General features: G+C 46.1%; 19 protein-coding genes and 2 tRNA genes. 11 read left to right on the plus strand and 10 right to left on the minus strand.

Annotated elements, in window-relative coordinates:
- Positions 1-11: 11 nt before the first annotated feature.
- The gene (locus tag OU421_RS09970) at positions 12-575 is read right to left on the minus strand and encodes a hydrocarbon binding protein (contains V4R domain) (RefSeq protein ID WP_268185949.1); all 564 of its coding nucleotides are present in this window, start codon (positions 573-575) and stop codon (positions 12-14) included.
- Between the two features lie 2 nt (positions 576-577).
- On the minus strand, positions 578-823 hold the full coding sequence (locus tag OU421_RS09975) for a 4Fe-4S dicluster domain-containing protein (protein ID WP_268185950.1): 246 nt from the start codon (positions 821-823) through the stop codon (positions 578-580).
- 296 nt (positions 824-1,119) lie between these two features.
- On the opposite strand from OU421_RS09975, the gene OU421_RS09980 reads away from it, so the two are divergent.
- The 4 genes from OU421_RS09980 to leuS are packed head-to-tail and all read left to right on the plus strand — an operon-like array spanning position 1,120 to position 7,111.
- The gene (locus OU421_RS09980) at positions 1,120-1,917 is read left to right on the plus strand and encodes an A24 family peptidase C-terminal domain-containing protein (protein WP_268185951.1); all 798 of its coding nucleotides are present in this window, start codon (positions 1,120-1,122) and stop codon (positions 1,915-1,917) included.
- Positions 1,918-1,920: 3 nt separating this feature from the next.
- Positions 1,921-2,289, plus strand: coding sequence for a phosphoribosyl-AMP cyclohydrolase (gene hisI, locus OU421_RS09985; protein ID WP_268185952.1), 369 nt, complete (start codon positions 1,921-1,923; stop codon positions 2,287-2,289).
- A gap of 26 nt (positions 2,290-2,315) precedes the next feature.
- The gene (locus OU421_RS09990; RefSeq protein WP_268185953.1) at positions 2,316-4,274 is read left to right on the plus strand and encodes a PINc/VapC family ATPase; all 1,959 of its coding nucleotides are present in this window, start codon (positions 2,316-2,318) and stop codon (positions 4,272-4,274) included.
- A 59-nt stretch (positions 4,275-4,333) separates the two neighbouring features.
- Complete coding sequence (gene leuS / locus OU421_RS09995) at positions 4,334-7,111, plus strand: leucine--tRNA ligase (protein ID WP_268185954.1); 2,778 nt, start codon at positions 4,334-4,336, stop codon at positions 7,109-7,111.
- A 6-nt stretch (positions 7,112-7,117) separates the two neighbouring features.
- Here leuS and OU421_RS10000 read toward each other — a convergent pair whose 3' ends face one another.
- Positions 7,118-7,465 carry a DUF5611 family protein gene (locus tag OU421_RS10000; RefSeq protein WP_268185955.1) on the minus strand — a complete coding sequence of 116 codons (348 nt, stop codon included), beginning with the start codon at positions 7,463-7,465 and terminating at the stop codon, positions 7,118-7,120.
- A gap of 145 nt (positions 7,466-7,610) precedes the next feature.
- On the opposite strand from OU421_RS10000, the gene OU421_RS10005 reads away from it, so the two are divergent.
- The 3 genes from OU421_RS10005 to OU421_RS10015 all read left to right on the plus strand — a co-directional run bounded on the left by OU421_RS10005 (position 7,611) and on the right by OU421_RS10015 (position 8,869).
- The gene (locus OU421_RS10005) at positions 7,611-8,327 is read left to right on the plus strand and encodes a proteasome assembly chaperone family protein (protein ID WP_268185956.1); all 717 of its coding nucleotides are present in this window, start codon (positions 7,611-7,613) and stop codon (positions 8,325-8,327) included.
- A 2-nt stretch (positions 8,328-8,329) separates the two neighbouring features.
- On the plus strand, positions 8,330-8,737 hold the full coding sequence (locus OU421_RS10010) for a DUF473 domain-containing protein (RefSeq protein WP_268185957.1): 408 nt from the start codon (positions 8,330-8,332) through the stop codon (positions 8,735-8,737).
- 57 nt (positions 8,738-8,794) lie between these two features.
- Positions 8,795-8,869 (plus strand) — tRNA-Arg (locus tag OU421_RS10015).
- Positions 8,870-9,481: 612 nt separating this feature from the next.
- Here OU421_RS10015 and metG read toward each other — a convergent pair.
- A complete protein-coding gene (gene metG, locus OU421_RS10020) occupies positions 9,482-11,497 on the minus strand; it encodes a methionine--tRNA ligase (RefSeq protein ID WP_268185958.1) in 2,016 nt (671 codons plus the stop codon).
- 42 nt (positions 11,498-11,539) lie between these two features.
- On the opposite strand from metG, the gene OU421_RS10025 reads away from it, so the two are divergent.
- On the plus strand, positions 11,540-12,325 hold the full coding sequence (locus OU421_RS10025) for a hypothetical protein (RefSeq protein ID WP_268185959.1): 786 nt from the start codon (positions 11,540-11,542) through the stop codon (positions 12,323-12,325).
- Positions 12,326-12,337: 12 nt separating this feature from the next.
- Here the strand turns inward: OU421_RS10025 and OU421_RS10030 are convergent, their stop codons facing one another.
- From OU421_RS10030 to OU421_RS10050, 5 genes are all read right to left on the minus strand, one after another.
- Complete coding sequence (locus OU421_RS10030; RefSeq protein ID WP_268185960.1) at positions 12,338-13,030, minus strand: amino acid ABC transporter permease; 693 nt, start codon at positions 13,028-13,030, stop codon at positions 12,338-12,340.
- Between the two features lie 4 nt (positions 13,031-13,034).
- Positions 13,035-13,790: an amino acid ABC transporter ATP-binding protein gene (locus tag OU421_RS10035; RefSeq protein ID WP_268185961.1), complete on the minus strand. Its 756-nt coding sequence runs from the start codon at positions 13,788-13,790 to the stop codon at positions 13,035-13,037.
- 1 nt (position 13,791) lies between these two features.
- Positions 13,792-14,466: an amino acid ABC transporter permease gene (locus OU421_RS10040; protein WP_268185962.1), complete on the minus strand. Its 675-nt coding sequence runs from the start codon at positions 14,464-14,466 to the stop codon at positions 13,792-13,794.
- 139 nt (positions 14,467-14,605) lie between these two features.
- Complete coding sequence (locus tag OU421_RS10045; RefSeq protein ID WP_268185963.1) at positions 14,606-15,406, minus strand: basic amino acid ABC transporter substrate-binding protein; 801 nt, start codon at positions 15,404-15,406, stop codon at positions 14,606-14,608.
- Positions 15,407-15,479: 73 nt separating this feature from the next.
- Complete coding sequence (locus OU421_RS10050; protein ID WP_268185964.1) at positions 15,480-16,454, minus strand: phosphoesterase; 975 nt, start codon at positions 16,452-16,454, stop codon at positions 15,480-15,482.
- A 105-nt stretch (positions 16,455-16,559) separates the two neighbouring features.
- On the opposite strand from OU421_RS10050, the gene OU421_RS10055 reads away from it, so the two are divergent.
- The 3 genes from OU421_RS10055 (at position 16,560) to OU421_RS10065 (ending at position 17,958) form a co-directional block, all read left to right on the plus strand.
- Positions 16,560-16,633 (plus strand) — tRNA-Phe (locus OU421_RS10055).
- A gap of 175 nt (positions 16,634-16,808) precedes the next feature.
- Positions 16,809-17,255 (plus strand): peptide-methionine (R)-S-oxide reductase MsrB, encoded by a 447-nt coding sequence (gene msrB, locus OU421_RS10060; RefSeq protein WP_268187905.1) that lies wholly within the window; start codon positions 16,809-16,811, stop codon positions 17,253-17,255.
- A gap of 10 nt (positions 17,256-17,265) precedes the next feature.
- Complete coding sequence (locus OU421_RS10065; protein WP_268185965.1) at positions 17,266-17,958, plus strand: 2,5-diamino-6-(ribosylamino)-4(3H)-pyrimidinone 5'-phosphate reductase; 693 nt, start codon at positions 17,266-17,268, stop codon at positions 17,956-17,958.
- A 7-nt stretch (positions 17,959-17,965) separates the two neighbouring features.
- Here OU421_RS10065 and OU421_RS10070 read toward each other — a convergent pair whose 3' ends face one another.
- Positions 17,966-18,451: a hypothetical protein gene (locus tag OU421_RS10070; RefSeq protein WP_268185966.1), complete on the minus strand. Its 486-nt coding sequence runs from the start codon at positions 18,449-18,451 to the stop codon at positions 17,966-17,968.
- Positions 18,452-18,457: the final 6 nt, after the last annotated feature.

An 18,457-nucleotide genomic window follows, 5' to 3' on the forward strand; every position in this document is an offset into this window, starting at 1 on the left:
AGTGTCCTCCATTATTTCAGAATAAGTTTTTTGAGACACGCGTTGGGACCGGTATGAATAATCTCCAGTTTTCCTCGCTTTCCGGTGATTTCTTCGACAGCGCCAACAACATAGCCACACAGTGTCTGGCAGAACGGGCCTCCCTGCTCTTCACCGATTCGTCTCAGTGTCTGACGGACAATGCAATCATGAAATACCAGATAAATGAATGTCCCACTCTCATCTTTGACAATGTAGTCGTCTTTATCGCCTGGTTTCCATGGTTCGAAGGAGTATTGTCCATGCAGAATGTACGAGAGTTCACGAAGTGCTTCCTCAACATCCTCCTTTTTCTCGAAATACTTCGCAACTTCGTGGCCAAATTTTTTCCCTGCCCGGTAGGTTACAGCATTTGCTCCCCTTCCTGCAATCTCTTCCAGGGATTTTATGATATAGCCATTCATCTGCATGAGGCCATGGAGTGTGACCTCAAACTCTGCAGCAGGAGGATCGCACCGGAGCGGTACATCTTCCGTTTTAAAAACAAGATCCGTTCGGAACTGCTTCTTTGCTTCATCAATATAACTAGCAGGCACTCTTAGATCACCTTTCGAAGCATGTTGCATACTTTCATGCTGATGTACATTCTTCTGGACGGCACTGCCCCCTTATGTTCAAGGGCCTGGGCCGGGCAGATCTCATGGCATGATAGGCATCCCATACAATTTTCCGGATGTGCCGGATAACAAACACCATTTTGTAATTGAAGTACTTCCATTGGGCAGTCTTTTACGCATAGGCCACACCCGACGCAGGCATCTTCATCAACCCTGATTTCTATCATGTATCAACCCTCCACACACAAAGAAGAATAAAAGCCTCTTCATTCCTGATTTGACAGTAATGATTAAATGGTGTGGTTTATCACTAAAAGTCCTTCCGATGGATGACTGGGGTATTATTTATATGTCTAATTGTTTGATTTGACGTTTAATTGGTCTATTTTTTAAAACAGGGGCCATTATAAATAACAACTCGATTTCTCACATATATGCATATTGATATTCAATAGTATCTGTCAAATCAGCATCATCTCTATCATGATCATTAAGTGGAGGGATGGAGAAACAACATATAGTTATGATATATCCGGCACTTGTTCTTTCTTCAGTGGCCATAGGTCTGACCCTTCTGTATGCATCGGTCCTGGACCTGCGTGAGCGAAGGGTTCCATTCAGAACATGGTATCCGATGCTTTTCGTTGCAGTTCCCATGGCAATACTTACCTATACAGGATTATTCAGTGATGCTTTTCGGTTTGCAGCCGGTCTTTTCCTCTTATCGGCAATGCTCTGTTTTTTCTATTATTTTGCCTCTGCATATCTGCATCTTTTTGGAGGCGCGGATGCATGGGCCATGATCTTCATTACCGCATGCATACCCCTTTTCCCCTTTGAGCCGTATGTCGGTTATCCGTTCATTGCATATTTTCCCTTGTCGGTCATTATGAATGCTGTTCTTCTCAATCTCGTGACTCCTTTGGGAATCTTTGCAACGAACTGCTTTCGGAGAAACCGCGGCCCCCTCAGGTATATGTTTATAGGATTCCCCGTTGACGGAAAAACTATTCAGGATGAATTTGGATTTGTCATGGAGGAGTTTACTGAAGATGAGGATGGTAGAGTCACACGCCGGTACCTTTCGTTTGCCGAGGCGATTCGCAGAATGATCCGTGGGGAGCGGAGGTTGTATACGCGGGATTTCAAACGAAACCCAGAGGAATATGCGGAAGAAATGAGATTATATCGGAAAGCTGGTGTAGTATGGATCTCGTATGGTGTTCCGTTTATCATACCTATCTGTGCGGGTTTTCTCTCTGCAATATTTATTGGTGATATTATGACAATACTAATACAGACACTATCCGGAGTTGTCTGATGAATGGAGATTAAATATAATAGATCCGGGCTTGTTCCTGTGATTGCACAGGATATGGAGACGGGGCGTGTTCTGATGCTTGCATATGCAAATGCTGAAGCTCTTTCTCTGTCTCAGTCCACAGGGTATGCGCATTATTTTTCGCGGAGCAGAGATCGTATCTGGAAAAAGGGTGAAGAATCCGGACACCTTCAGAAGATTGAACATATACGGGTTGACTGTGATGGAGACACGCTGTTATATCTCGTGCACCAGACCGGTGCGCCCTGTCATACCGGATATGAAACATGCTTTTTCCGTGAATTGGACGGTACAGTCATTGCGCGGAGGCTTGTGGATCCGGATGAGGTATATGATAAAAAGGATGAGTGACATCATACTAGATTGGTGATATTTTTATGAAATTAGTACCCGATACAAGCGTCGTTATAGATGGGCGCATAACCTCCATGATACGGGAGGGAGAATATAATGGATCTACAATAATAATACCGGAAGCCGTTGTGGCTGAACTTGAATCGCAGGCAAACCAGGGACGTGAAATAGGATTCAGCGGATTAATAGAACTTCAGCAACTTTCAGATATGGCTGGTGAAGGAATTATTGAATTAGAGTACACCGGAAAACGCCCCAGTCTTGAACAGGTGAAGCTGGCTAGTGGTGGAGAAATAGATGCATTGATACGCGATGTGGCACTGGAATATGAGGATGTACGGTTTATTACCAGCGATATTGTTCAGGCAGAGGTGGCAAAGGCGAAAGGGTTGGATGTTCTCTATCTGAAACCACAGGTAGGTGAATTTTCACCCCTGGGTATAGACCAGTTTTTTGATGAGACAACCATTTCTGTCCATCTGAAGGAACGGGTTGAACCTTTTGCACGAAAAGGAACAATAGAACATTCAGAGATGGTCCATCTTCGCGAAACACCACTTTCGGAATATGAACTCCGTCAGATGGCACAGGAGATCCTTGAACGCGCCAAACGCGACCCGGATGGATTTGTTGAGGTTGAACGCAAGGGAGTAACCATTGTCCAGATCGGTTCGATGAGAATATCAATTGTCCGCAGGCCATTTTCTGATGGTATGGAAATTACTGCGTTCAGGCCTGTTCTCAGAGGGCAGTATGATATGTCCTCTCTGTCTTCGGAAATAAAAGAACGTCTTGCCCGAAAATCATCCGGTATTCTTATTGCAGGTCCCCCTGGCTCTGGAAAAACCACACTGGCTGAGGCAATTGCTTCATATTTCCTAACGTCAGGGCAGCAGGTCTGTACTGTTGAAAATCCACGGGATCTTCAGGTTCCTGATTCAGTCACACAGTTTTCTGCGCTTGACGGAAGTATGAAGAAAACCGCAGAGGTGCTTGTTCTTATCCGTCCGGATCATGTGATATTTGATGGAATTCGTGTGGATGAAGATTTTCAGGTATACATGGACATGCGTCTTGCAGGGGTTGGAACAATTGGCGTTGTCCATTCCCGTACTCCCTGGGATGCAATACAGCGGTTCATTAACCGGGTTGATTTCAGCACCGTAGCAAATGCTGTGGATACGCTGATATTTGTTGATGATTCGAATATATCCGTTTATGATATTAGCCTGGTAATTGGAATTCCAACGGGGATGGAGGATGTGTCAAAGAGTTGCCCGATAATCAGGCTATCAAATGGTACTGATGGGACTGTTGTATGCGATGTCTTCTGTCATGAAGGGCAGGTCATTGTTCTCCCTGCCGGAGTGCATGAAGTAACGCCGGTTTCCCCTCCCAAAAAGGAAGTGCCAGCTCCAGTAAAAGAAATGCCAAAAGAAATTCCTGAGGAGAAGGAAGAAGTAATTCCAGATGAGGAAAACCTCGCGTGGAAGTTGGCAGAGCGTGAAATAAAACAGGAAATTGGTCGTTTTACAGATGGGCCTGTAGAAGTGAAGATGCTTTCTGATAATAAGGCAGTTGTGTATATTGACGACAGGGATGTGCCTGCAGCGATAGGCAAAGGAGGTAAAAATGTTGCAGGTATTGTCAATAAACTAAGTATTGGTATTGATATTAAACCACTTTCTGAGTTTGAAACGGCAAAAGAAGAAACTTCTTTTAACGGAACACCCTCGAGTGAAGGTGCTGGGGCAAACGGGCAGTCCATCGAACTTAATGTCGACAAAAAGAACCTCGTGGTGATGTCGCCGCAAAACAGTGGTAAGATCGTCGATGTGTTCGGTGGAAAAGAATATCTTTTTACCGCTACTGTGAATGATAATGGTGAAATTAGCATCGCAAAAAGCAGTGGAATTGCTCAGGATATGCTCCGCCGGTATCAGGATGGTGAATCAATCCGCCTGAAACCGGTAGGAAACTAAAATTATTTTGGGAACACAATATTTTTTGGGATTACATTTCTTTAGAGTGGGGCGATATAGTGCAAACATTTGATCTGAAAAACTTTGAACAAGAATATAAAGAAATCTGGCGGTCACAGTTTGAATCTGACCCGTGTACGAATGAAAAATTCTATCTGAATGTTGCATACCCGTATCCATCAGGGGCAATGCATGTCGGACATGGGAGAACGTACATTGTGCCGGATGTTATCGGCCGTTACTGGAGAATGAAAGGGCGCCAGGTGCTCTATCCGATGGCGTTTCATGTTACCGGCACTCCGGTAATTGGTATTTCACGCAGGATTGCAGCAGATGATGAGAAGACCATCAAACTCTATAAAGACCTGTATCGGGTACCGCAGGAGACAATAGAAACCTTCACTGAACCGATGGCAATTGTTCGTCATTTCAGTAAGGAATATGAACGGGTAATGAGCCGTTGTGGTCTTTCCATCGACTGGAGACGCCGGTTTACAACGGTGGACCCGACGTATTCTAAATTTATCGAATGGCAGTATCTTCATCTGTATGATGAAAACAAGGTTGTGAGAGGTGCCCATCCGGTAAAATACTGTATGGGGTGCGATAATCCGGTTGGAGATCATGACCTCCTGGAAGGGGAAAAAGCGGAAATTGTCAAATATGTTCTGGTAATGTTCAGCTGGAATGATTACACAATTCCCTGTGCCACGCTGAGGCCGGAGACAACGTATGGCGTGACAAATCTCTGGGTGAATCCCGATGTCATGTACCAGAAAGTCCGGGTGGACGGTCAGAACTGGATTCTGTCTCCTGAAGCAACAGAAAAGATACGCCTGCAGGATCATGATGTCATTGTTGAAGGGGAAATATCAGGTTCTGAGCTGGTTGATCAGACCGTCACGAATCCACTAAGCGGAGACGTGCCGATCCTGCCAGCTACCTTTGTTGACTCGGATATGGCAACAGGTATTGTGATGAGTGTGCCTGCTCATGCACCATTTGACTATATTGCTCTTCGTGACCTTCAGAAACAGGGGAAATATTCAGATATCACTCCTGTGCCCCTCATTGCTGTTGAAGGATATGGTACATGCCCTGCCCAGGATGCTGTCGAACGGTCTGGTATTGCTGATCAGAATGATCCTGCGATGGAAGTCCTTACTCAGGAAGTATATAATGCAGAACATTCAAAAGGTCGGATGCTTCCGAAATATGGTGGAAAGCCGGTAAAAGAAGCACGAGAAGAGATTGCTGATCTTATGCTCGAGCGGTATGGCTCTGCGGTAATGTTTGAATTTGACAACAGGGATGTCGTCTGCCGTTGTGGGACCCGGGTGTACGTGAGGATTTTACATGACCAGTGGTTCCTGAAATATAGTGATCCGGAATGGAAAGAGCACGTGCACAACGACCTGGAGTCCATTACTCTGGTACCTCCTGAGGTCAGGGCGGAATTTTCCCGCACAATTGACTGGCTCAATGACTGGGCGTGCACACGAAGAATCGGCCTTGGTACCAAACTGCCGTGGGATAAAGACTGGCTGGTTGAACCCCTGTCCGATTCGACAATGTATATGTCATACTATACGATTTCCCACAAAATCCGGGAAATCGAGCCCGAACTGCTCACGCCGGATGTGTTTGATTATATTTTCCTGGGTATAGGAGATCCACAGGGTATTCCCCGTGAGACCCTGGATGACCTGAGGAATGAGTTCCTCTACTGGTATCCCTATGATTTCCGGTTCTCTGCCAAAGATCTCATATCTAACCATCTGACGTTCCAGATGTTCCATCATGATGCGCTTTTCCCACCCGAACTGCGTCCGCAGGGTATGGTTATCTTTGGGATGGGTCTTTTGGAAGGGGCCAAGATGTCTTCTTCAAAAGGAAATGTGATTCTTCTTGAAGATGCTCTTGATGAATTTGGTGCTGATACCGTTCGGATGTTTTTGGTCGGCAGCGCAGAACCGTGGCAGGACTTTGACTGGAGGAACGAACTGGTTTCTTCTGTTCGAAAACAGATCGAGCGATTCTGGAACACAATCACCGAAGGCCTTGAATCAAAGGAGGCCTATGATATCGATGCGTGGGTCCTTTCACGTATGCAGAAGCATATTGAGATGACAACTAAGGCCCTTGAAGCGTTCCAGACCCGTCAGGCACTGCAGGAGGCGTACTTCAGTATAGAATCGGATCTGAAGTGGTACCGCCGCCGTCTTCCGGAGGGTGTCCGCACTTCAACGGTTATAAACACCATTGCACCGGTTTGGGTACGGTTGCTTGCACCGTTTATTCCATATACCTGCGAGGCACTCTGGACAACGGTGGGGACGGATGAACCCGTTGGATTTGCATCATGGCCACAGCCAGATCCCTCACTTATTGACACCAATCTTGAACTCTCAGAGGAACTTCTTTCAAGAACGGTGGAAGATATTGAATCCATTATGCGTCTGATTCAGATTGAGACAGAATCTATTACTCTCTACGTGGCACCGGAATGGAAATGGGATCTATTCCAAATTATTGCCTCTGCCTCTGACAGGAAGAAGGTGATGGGTGAGATCATGAAGAACGAGGATATGAGGAGCCGTGGGAAAGAGGCTACTGACGCTGCAAAACAGATCACCAATCAGATACACCGGTTCCCGCCTGAACTGGTATCTTCCATTGCTGAGACACAGATGGATGAGGTTGCGGTATTTAGTGAAGTACGGGACTTCCTGCAGCGTGAATTTGGTGTACCAGTCTCCGTTATCAATGCTGAGGAAAGTTCTCATCCCAAGGCACGGGCTGCACTTCCATTCAAACCCGCGATTGTAGTAAAATAGAAATAATTATTTTGTTTTTTTGGCAGCTTGTTCTGCCTTCTTTTTTCGCTCTTTTGTGTTATATCCGGTAACAAATTCCAGGTACTGGCGGAAGCGTCTGTTTGTATCAAGTACCATCTCATTTGCCTCCTCTTCACTGAGACGATCAAATATGGACATGTCCGAGTCAGAGTCGACAATCAGTGTTTTTCCTTTTTCACCGGTGTATACTTCAAGACGTGCAAAAGATCCATAGGCGATGCGGTAGTGCCCATCAATTTCTTCTGCTGTCTCTTCAAAGAATTCAGTCAGACCGTCTACCATCCGAGTGGCAAATTCTTTGGTATATCCTCTCTTTATTGGATATTCCTGCATACCCAGATGTATAGACGTCAGATGTTATGAGTGTTGGTTCCTGTACATGTCGGGATCATCCTGTGATATTCGTTTCTACGGAAATCCTTTTTACCATTCATGTCTACCCATAATCATTGCATACTTTTCAAGGACGGTGATAATAATGGAGGAGATACGAATAAAATCCAGCGACCCTGAAGGGGAGAATCTTGTTGTATTACTGGGATTCCCCGGCAGCGGTCTTGTTGGAAGTATTGCACTTGCTCATATGATCGATGAACTGGAGTTCACACATATTGGAAACATTACCAGCAAATATTTCCCGCCGCTTGCGATGATGGTTGATGGAATTGTCAATGCGCCGATGCGGATTTTCCAGAAAGGGGAGTATGTCCTGGTAATTTCAGATGTGCCCATTCATCCGATGATCTGTTATGAAGTTGGCAATGGCATTCTGGAATGGCTGTCTGCGTTTCCAGTGCGTGAAGTCGTGGTTGTGGCGGGGATAGTGACAAATGATGTCGAAAAACGTGTGTTTGGGGTTGCAACCGATCAGACAGGTCTTGAAATGATTAACGATAAAACAGAAATTCTGCCGATGGGGAGTATCACAGGAATTGCGGGGACGATTCTTACAGAATGTAAAGTAAATGGTGTGACGGCTATCGGGCTGATGGGAGAATCGGTGAATGCACCGGACCCGCGGGCTGCTGCATCGGTAATGACTGTTCTCAATGATCTGTATGGATTTGGTGTAAGTATTGATCCCCTGATTGAACAGGCAACGGAAATTGAAGCCTCTCTGCAGCAGATGGCTGAACAGGTTGAACAGGCAGAACAGCAACCGGTGAAAAAGGAACACCTTCCGATGTACGGGTGATAATGATGAACTGTACGCTTAAGTGTATTGCACTCACTGGTATCGGACCACATGTTATTGAAGAGCTGAAGAAGGGGAAGCCACGGACACTGGAACTTCAGAGTGCACATAATCTGATTTCTCTTACGGTAGTATCACCTGGTGACGTTATGTTGCTCACACCGGTTGATCTGGATGATTTTACTGGCGGAGATCGTGGAATCATTGTGCAGGTGATCTCACTTACGATAAATATGAAGAGGCTGGTTGAATATGCGGCTCCTTATCACTATGAGGAACGGGAGAGGATGTCTGCGCGGATTCAGGTGCGATATATGGATGGAGCTATAGCAAAGTCAGTAGAGGGCACCAGATGGGGAGAACCTACGTTTGCAGAAGTACTCCGGCCATCGCATTACCGTGCCGGATGATCTCCTATCCATTCATTTTATTATCCCTGAAAGCGACCTAATAACGCAGAATGTGTTGGATCTGTGGCTTAGCCAGGATATAGCGCCGGGCTTCTAACCCGGACGTCGGGGGTTCGAATCCCTCCAGGTCCGTATTCTTTGTTTTTATGTGATGTATATTATTGAATCGTGATGTATTTTCGGATAATCTTTGTTGTCCTGAGATACGGTTCTGTGTCAGAGATTGGGGGGTTCCTTCCCTCCATTCCGTGACTCATTTTAAGGAAATCGGGGTATAAATTGGGCGTATTTTTGCTGGAAATGTTCAGTTGAAAAAATACGGGTATAATGCTCGTTATTTGCCAAAAATATGATTAATTGCGAATTGCCATGGGGTCGCTATTGTTAGGGATTTTGAGAGGATGTGTTGGTCGGGTAAGGGTGAGATCAGCTCACTCCGTGCTTCTGTGTATGTCTGGATTTGTGATGTAAATATGTGTTTATTGCTAAATTAAGGCGATTTTTAAAATTATTTGGCGTGTCTGTTGAAAAATGGAATATATCAACATAATCATCCATATTTCCGACCCCCCTCACCCGGCCGGCATGAACCGGGCCCTCCTTTCCCCAAGAGGAGAGGTAGTTCAAGTGATGGAACGGTTTACTAAACATCACAAAATGTGAACAAAACAATACCTGCAATATCAGATGTCTCGCACAATCACATGGTATCTGTGTGAATAGAGATTTTTCAGGGAAAAAATATTAAAGAATTTCTGTTCCGGGGAGAACATCTTCATTCGGAATCAGGAGCGATGCATTATCTCCCGCTGCAAGAATCATGCCATCGCTCTCCACGCCAAAGAGTTTTGCTTTCTTCAGGTTAGTCACTACGACAACGGACTTCCCCGCCAGTTCTTCAGGAGTGTAATACTGTGCAATACCACTGACAATCTGTCGTTCCTCATCTCCAAGAGTCACCTGGATTTTGAGCAGCTTCTTTGACCCCTCAATTTTTTCTGCTGAGAGTATCTTTGCAACCTTCATTTCAACCCGTGCAAATTCATCAATGGTGATCCGTTCGTCTGTCTGAACTTCCGTAATCTGATTATCTGTATTTTCGCTCATTTCTGCTTCCTCAATTCGTTTTTTCATGATATCGTCAAGGGTATTTCGTGTATCGTCTTCGATTTTTGCAAATAGAATGGAAGGTTTGGGAAGATTATTGTGTGCAAATCCTTCTGTCGCTTCTGCAATACTGTGTTTTGTGATACTGTCGGTGTATCCCAGCATTTCCCAACCTTTCTGGGATTCTTCCGGAAGAAGTGCGTCAAAGAGCAGGGTACACGCCTTTGCAATCTGCAGACAGTTCAGGATCACCTTTTCTGCAGCTTCGCGGTCCTCTTTGATAAGTTTCCATGGCGCATTGTTCTGGATATAGGAGTTGCCATATGAGGCGAGTGCCATCATCTCATCGATTGCATTCTTGAACTCATACCTTTCCATCTCATCTCCGACAGCATCCAGTGTCTGCTGAATTCTCTTGCAGATTTCAGTGTCTGCCTCGCCATCCGGAATGCCTCCCAGTTTATTTGCGGCAAAATGCATCGTGCGATACAGGAAATTCCCGAGTGTGTCCACCAGTTCGTTATTGATTCGTTCCTGAAATATTTCCCAAGAGAAGTTGAGTTCCTTGGTATGTGACGTATAGGCAAGCAGATAATACCGGAGATAATCAGCGGGAAGTCCCTGATCCAGATAATCATCATTTGTCCAGATTACATATCCTCTGGACTTGGAGAAGGTCTTGTCATTAATTTTGACCATGCCGCTTGCGACTACAGCGTCAGGAGTTGCATATCCTGCACCCTTCAGAATTGCCGGCCAGAATACGCAGTGGTGATAGATGATGTCCTGTCCAATAAAATGGACAATCGGCTGGTCGCCGCGCCAGAATTGTTCCCAGTTGCCATTGTTCTCTTTGGCCCACTCTTCAGTGAATGCCATGTACCCGATAGGAGCGTCAACCCAGACATAGACAACTAGATTATCATGTCCTGGGAATTTTACTCCCCAGTCAAGTGTTCGTGTGATACACCAGTCATGAAGTCCTTCTTTAAGCCACCCCATGGCGTAATTTCGTGCATTTGTTGTGCCTTTCAAAGTGGGCAGATATTCCTGCAGGAATTCGCTGAAATCACCCAGCTTAAAGAAATAATGGTCTTGTTCTCTCAGTTCGGCTTTCCCTCTGCATACCTTACATACGGGTTCGGTGATTTCACCGGGCTCCAGGTGTTTCCCGCATCCCTGGTCACATTCATCTCCACGCGCATGGGCACCACAGTATGGGCAGATGCCCTCCACATATCTGTCCGGGAGAAACATCTTACAATTCGGGCAATAGCTCTGGCTGATCGTTTTCTGGTAGACATGCCCGTTATCGATGAGTGACTGTACAATTATTTTAGTTCGCTGGTGGTTTGCAGGATCATCGGTCATACCAAACCGGTCAAAAAAGACATTCATTCGTTTAAATGTCTGATCAAAGTGGTTGTGGTAGATTTCAGATATTTCACGGGGGGTCTTGCCGCTCTGGTCTGCAGAGATGACAATGGGTGTCCCGTGATTGTCCGAACCACAAATAAAGACAACCTCTTTTCCGATATGACGGAGATACCGGACGTAGAAGTCCGCAGGGACATAGGTCCGCAGGTGTCCGATATGGCATTGTCCATTGGTGTACGGAAGTCCGCAGGTTACCAACAGGGGTGAATCACTCATGCCTAATTTTTTTGCATTTGATGGTATAAATACATAATATCAATGAAAAAACGCAGAAATCTTCCGGTCTGGTCGTTTGGCGGGGAAGAGCCTGACCCAAATCTGTCTGTCCTTGCCGCCTGGGCGGGTAGACAGAAGGGTGCATCATGCGATCTGCTCTCATTTAAGGTGGAGCATTCACTCCAGGATCAGATCGGGCTTGACCGTCTTGCCTATGGAGGTATGTTCTATGCAGACCGGATGCGCGAATCAATTGGAGGAATACGTTCAGGGTTTCTGCGCGAAGAGCCTTGGACATCTCCTGATTCTCTTCGGGATGATGCTGCACGTGCGTCTGCAATCTCCCGGAATGTCTGGGCCGTCCTGCCGTCTCCTCTGCATCTGAAAATTGACGATGGGATATACTCTGACAGGGAGGAATATGAGAGTGCTCTCTGCCGTATGTATGGCCTTCTGATGCGTGAGATTCGTGACGCCGGAGTATATGGGACCATCATCATCGGTGAACAGTTCTCTGCTCTTGAACGGGAAATGCTTCCCGGAAGACGTGTCCGTCTCCATTCACTTTCAGGTACTTCGCGCGCACTCTCTGGAATTCTTGAAGTCCAGAACTCCCTTTCACTGTCTGCAAAACGCCTCATTATTCTCCCCGATCTTCTGGATGAATATGAAATTCGGTCGGTGAGTGTGATTGATGGGACGGAAAAGGATTTTGCCGGTTTGCTCTCGTACTTTGACCCTGGTGACATAACTGCAGGGGGCTTCTCTCTGGCCGGAGGAAAAAAATATTGGGACGGAGTGCATGAGCACGCCTTTGTTTTTGTTTGATCGGTTGGATTTTCAGAGAATATCAAGCATGTTTCTGCCTGACTGTGTCATTCCCGGAACTGCTACTTTTCTTTCAATGAGCATAACCGCAATTGTTGTAATGGTGACCAGAAGCAGGTAGATTGCTCCTACAATCACGAATACTTCGGTGTATTCAAAGTATTTTGTTGCAACCATTTTTCCTGCACCTGTCAGTTCAATGACGGTGAGCATGTAGGCAAGGGACGAATATTTGATGAGATAAATAAATTCATTTGAAAGTCCCGGTATAGCCCGTATGAGTGCCTGGGGGAGAATGATGTGGCGGACTGCCTGCATCCTTGTCATGCCAAGGGCCTGTGCTGCAATTATTTGTCCTTCTTTTATTGAACTGATTGCACCCCTGATATATTCAGAATTGTAAGCACCATTACACATGACAAAACCGACCAGTGACGCCATAAATGCTGACAGTGTAATTCCAACAGAGGGAAGGCCAAAATACAGGATGAAGAGCATCAACAGAAGTGGTGTACCCTTGATAAATGCGACAGCACCTTTACAGATAAGTGAGATGTTTTTTGACCCGTATACTCGTCCGACAGCGACAAGAATGCCAAGAACAAGGCCAAAAGGGGCAGTGAGCACGATCAGTTTCAGGGTAACTGCCAATCCGTCCATAAGGACAGGGAGGAGTATCTGGAATAAGAATTCTGCCTGGTCCATTGCTTTAGTCACCACTGATGTCGTTGAACTGACCTATGAAATTCTTGCAGCGCTCAAACTTCGTTTCGCTCATAAGTTCGTCAGGTGAACCCTGTTCTTTGATCTCTCCGTGTTCCATGAACATGATACGGTTTGCAACATTACAGGCAAATCCCATTTCATGGGTTACAACAAGCATTGTCATCCCGGCATGTGCCAGTTTCTTCATGACTTCCAGAACTTCGCGTGTCAGTTCCGGGTCAAGGGCAGACGTCGGCTCATCAAAGAGGATGACATCGGGGTCCATTGCAAGGGCACGTGCGATTGAGACACGTTGTGCCTGACCGCCCGATAGTTCTGCAGGGTAGTGCTCTGCCCACTCTTCCATACCCACCTGTCTGAGTTCATAGAGTGCTTTTTCCCTGGCCTCTTTTGGATTCATTCCTTTGACTTTGATGAGTGCTACTTCCACATTGCGGACTGCTGTCAGGTGATCAAAGAGGAAAAAATTCTGGAAGACCATTCCGATTTTCTGCCTGAAATGATTGATATTCTTTCCGGAGTTGGTGACTTCTTTGTCGCCAAGCCATACCGTACCCTGATCCGGCTGGGTCAGCAGGTTAATGCAGCGCAGAAGGGTGCTCTTCCCGGTACCGGAAGGGCCAATGAAACAAATGGTTTCTCCCTTTGTTACCTCAAATGATACTCCTTTCAGTACCTCAAGATCTCCAAAAGATTTGTGAATATTTTCAACTCTGAGTATTGTTTCTGTATTGTCCATATTATGCAGCTCCTGTTCCGAATCCTGGGATCTCTATCTTCTTCTCAATCTGGTGAAGTACTCTCATACCTGCATAGTTCAGGAGAATGAATATGCCTGCGCAGAGAAGATAAATCGGCATCGTTATGTAGGTCTGTGAGACGATCTGTGATGTCCGTGTCATAAGTTCCATTACCCCGATTGCGTAACAGATTGAAGAATCAGTAAGGATGTTGGGGTACTCATTTGACCATCCCGGAAGGGCTACTCGTACCGCCTGGGGAAGTATGACATTTTGTATGCTCTGAAGTTTTGTCATTCCTACAGAACGTGCTGCAATCATCTGTCCCTCGCTGACGGATTGGATTGCACCGCGGAATATCTGTGACTGGTAGGCGGCCCCTCTCAGCCCGAGCACGGTAGCACCTACAAAGAATGCCGGAACGTCCATTCCCAGTCCCGGAAAGATGCCGAAGTAGAAGAGGAATAACAGGACAAGAACCGGGAGACCACGAAAGAACCAAACAAAAATGCCGACCAGAAAACGGATTGGACGTTTGCCATATACCTGTGCGACTGCCATTGGCAGGCCAAAGAGCACACCCAGAAGCAGTGCAGATCCGACAAGTCCGAGGGTGGCAAAGATTCCCCCTATAAGATATGGGAACCATTCTGTAATTACTGCTGAGAAATCCATTATTACAACACTTGAAATCCCGTTTTTCCTAAACGCATGTAATGCTGTGTATATACATAGCACATCATGCCTTTACAAAATAGTGTGCGGTCGTATGCAATAGAAGTTGTGGAGTTTATTTCTCCACAATTTCTGTCTTTTACTCGGCCATTTCGTACTTTATCTTCAGTTCTTCCCAGTATGGGTCTGCCATGAGTGTGGTGATGCCCTCATTCATGGAGTTTAAGAGGTCGACATCACCCTTCCGGATGGCCACACCATACTCTTCACCAGTGTTAATTTCCCCTACGATAACAATGGGTTTCCCTGCAATTGCATCCAGCATGGGAGGTTTGTCGTAGATTGCTGCATCTAAACGTCCGTTTTTCAGATCCTCTGCAACCAGTGGGAAATTGTCATAGGTTTTCAGGTTATCCTTTGACATGAGGCCGGTTTCAATGAGATTTTTTTCAACCCACATCTGACCGGTGGTGCCGCGCTGTGCACCAATAACGAGCGTTCCGTTCTTGAAGTCATCAAGGGTGTATCCGGAGTCTTCCTGGACTGCAACCGACTGGTTTACCACCCAGTACGGGATAGAAAAGTTCACTTTTTCCTTCCGTTCGTCAGTGATTGTCAATCCGGAATAGACCATGTCGATCTTGCCGTTCACGAGTGCCGGAATGATGCCGTCCCAAGCCATTGGCTGGATTTTAACCTCAAATCCCTGATTTTCTGCGATCCACCTGACTGATTCGACGTCAAATCCCTGAGGATTTCCTTCCGAGTCAATGTAACTGTATGGAGGATACTCTCCATCAATTCCAACAATAAATATGGTTGTTTCCGGTACATCTCCCTGCGCTGGCGCAGGAGTCTCTTCAGATGATGTACAGCCAGCAAATGCGACTGCCACTGCAATGATGAGAACAAGAACCAATCCCAATCCTTTGTGATTCATCAGACTTTTTTTTGCAGAGATATTTATTATATGTTATGAATTGTGTTTTTGGAAAAATATTCAATGTTGGTATTTATTCTGCTGTTGCAGTATCTGCCACCTGGACCAGTTCATTGAAGCATCTCGATTTTTTCAGGAATAACAGGGACATTTTATCTTTTAGGGTAAATGTGAATGTGCCGCCTGCGGCAGGAGGATGACCTCCACCGGAGAATTTTCGTGCAATAAGATGACTGATGGGAGGTACAGAACGGATGGAAAATCTCCCGTTCTTTCCATATATTACTTCAATGTCGGTATTGAACTCGTCCCGTATCTCATGAGCCGTTTCGCTGGGATATCCATGAAGGGGAGCAAATGCAACCCGGTACCGGGATTCAATAATTTTCATTCCTCTGATGCTCTTTTTAATTGCATCCTTCCGCTCAGTTTCAATATTCCGGTATTCTTCATTAATCCAGTCATCTGTGATGATGCCTTTGGTAAGTCTGTCGCGGACCGGATTGAGGTTAACACGTTTTGTACAAATCTGGCCCAGCATCTTTGCGCGTGGGTCATTATGTTTCCAAAGGTCATAGTCGCAGACAACACGGGCGACTTCTTCTGCTATTGTATCACCGGGCATAAGGTCCCCTGCACATATCGCGGTGGCACACCGGGTGGTGTCTACAATACAGATTGCACCGGTATTCTCTATACTGCATAGTTCCTTGTCTGTCCACCGGTGGTGATCACGCCAGCAGATCCTCCATCCGTTTTTTACGGCTTTCTCCACCAGTTTATCTGCGTCTTTGCAGTATCCCAGGTCAGATATGCTGAGGAGGTGCCCTTTTCCCGGCAGTGCACTGATGTCGCGCAGCATTGACGGGAACGAACCGACTGATGACCATATCGTGAATATTTCACTGTATTTCATGCGATGAACTGCATCACATCCTGCTGCGTCAAGGTCATTGTGCGAAAGGTGAACAATCTCTGATTTGCGTTCAGAAACGGCTTTCAGAAGATTATCTCTCTTTGAGTTAGAATTTCCCTTTTTCTCCCCCATAGTATCTGATAATGTTTTGGGGTGGGGAGATAAATAGACTGAGTAAGTCTCTCTGAAATCAAATAGGAGGATTTATTGCCATGTGCGTGCAATGTTAATACCCAAGCCTTAGTAGCTCAGACTGGGAGAGCGCCAGACTGAAGATCTGGTTGTCGCCGGTTCAAATCCGGCCTGAGGCACTCGTTTTTCACGGGATTGTTTTGTAAGGTTACTGTTCTTTCTAATATTCTTTCATCACTGCAGTTCCCTTGGGCATGTTTCTCCTGTCGTGCAATGGTTTTTATTCTGGTATGGGCAGGAGTATGCATGATCCGGAATAATGCCCTTTTGCTGTTTGATGCGTGTGCAGGTGCGATGTACAGGACAACACATATATGGCGGTCCGATAAGGAATGGAGTGAGATTCTTTCTCCGGATGTGTTTCTTGTAGCACGGAAGGAAGGTACAGAGCCTCCCTTCAGTGGAAAATACACCGAATGCCATACAAAAGGGATATATGCGTGCGTCTGCTGTGGGACCCATCTCTTCTTTTCCGGTGACAAATTTGATTCGGGTACGGGATGGCCGAGTTTTTCACAACCTGTCTGCCGGGATAACATCGAATTGTCTGAAGACAGGTCACTTGGGATGAGGCGTACAGAAGTTCTATGCCGTCGATGTGGGGCCCACCTTGGACATGTTTTTGACGATGGTCCGCCACCGACCGGAAAGCGGTATTGTATTAACTCCCTCTCTCTTGTCCTTATTGAATGCGAAACGTCGGGGTTTGATACCAATATGGCTAAATCCGGGCATGAATAAACTCTAGTATATGCGCCCTCATGTGTTTGTCAATCTGGCAATGAGTGCTGATGGGAAACTTTCAACAATAGAACGCAGACAGGTCCGAATTTCCGGAGATGCGGATTTCAGGCGTGTCGACCTGATAAAATCGCAGTCAGATGCGATTATGGTGGGAATAGGGACCGTACTCGCAGATGACCCTTCTCTTACGGTGAAGGATGCCACGCTCAGAAAGGAGCGGGCAGATGATGGGCGGGATGAAAATCCTGTACGTATTGTCATTGACAGCAGGGCAAGAACACCTGTAGATGCGGATATCCTCCACAAAGGCCCCGGAAGAAGGATTATTGTTGTTTCCAATTCTGCAGACCCTGCAAAGACTGCTCTTCTCTCTGAATATGCGGATATTCAGGTGTTTGGCGATGAACGGGTGGATATGTCTGCTTTTTTGGAATACCTGGGAACTCTTGGAATCCGGAGTCTTATGGTGGAGGGGGGCGGCACGCTGATCTGGTCTCTTTTTGCAGAGGGTCTTGTTGATGAATTGTATACCTGTGTTGGAAATGTCATCATTGGCGGCGCAGATGCTCCCACTCCTGCAGATGGGGATGGGTTCATAAATGAAGCTGATTTTCCCTCTCTTGTTCTCAAGGATGCAAAACGAATTGATGATGGGATTCTTCTGTGTTGGAGTGTCAAAAAAAAGGATGGGGGGGAGTAACCGGTTTTTAGTTTGTGGTCCTGCTTCGGGAAAGGGTGTCATCGTAGATTTTGTAACTCGTTCCGTCGTAGAAGGAAACAGTGACCATAATCCTGTCCTCTCCTTTTGTTGCCTCGCCATCGTCCACAGTGAATACTGCTTCCGCATTGACATTTGGCTCGATGTATTTGGTGGTTGTGGCGCCACTGGCTGAAATTACTGTCGCTTTGATGTCATTGACCTGATCCTGACCTTTTCCGCCCCTGAATGTGACGGTAATATCGCCTGTTATCGGGTCTTTTGAAGCGGCTACTTCCACAAACTGTGTTGTTGGCACAACATCGGTTGGCTGGGGCATCAAATCCGGTGCCGGGGCGCTCGTTGTAGATGCGGTCGTTTCAACAGGCAGGACCGTGGGTGTGGGCGTAGTCTCCCCAGAGTCGGAAGTACATCCGGCAATACATATCATTCCAATGAAAAGAACAATTAGAATAATTGATACCTTTTTAATCATATCATT

Origin of the sequence: Methanogenium organophilum (assembly GCF_026684035.1) — an archaeon.
Taxonomy (GTDB): Archaea; Halobacteriota; Methanomicrobia; order Methanomicrobiales; family Methanomicrobiaceae; genus Methanogenium; species Methanogenium organophilum.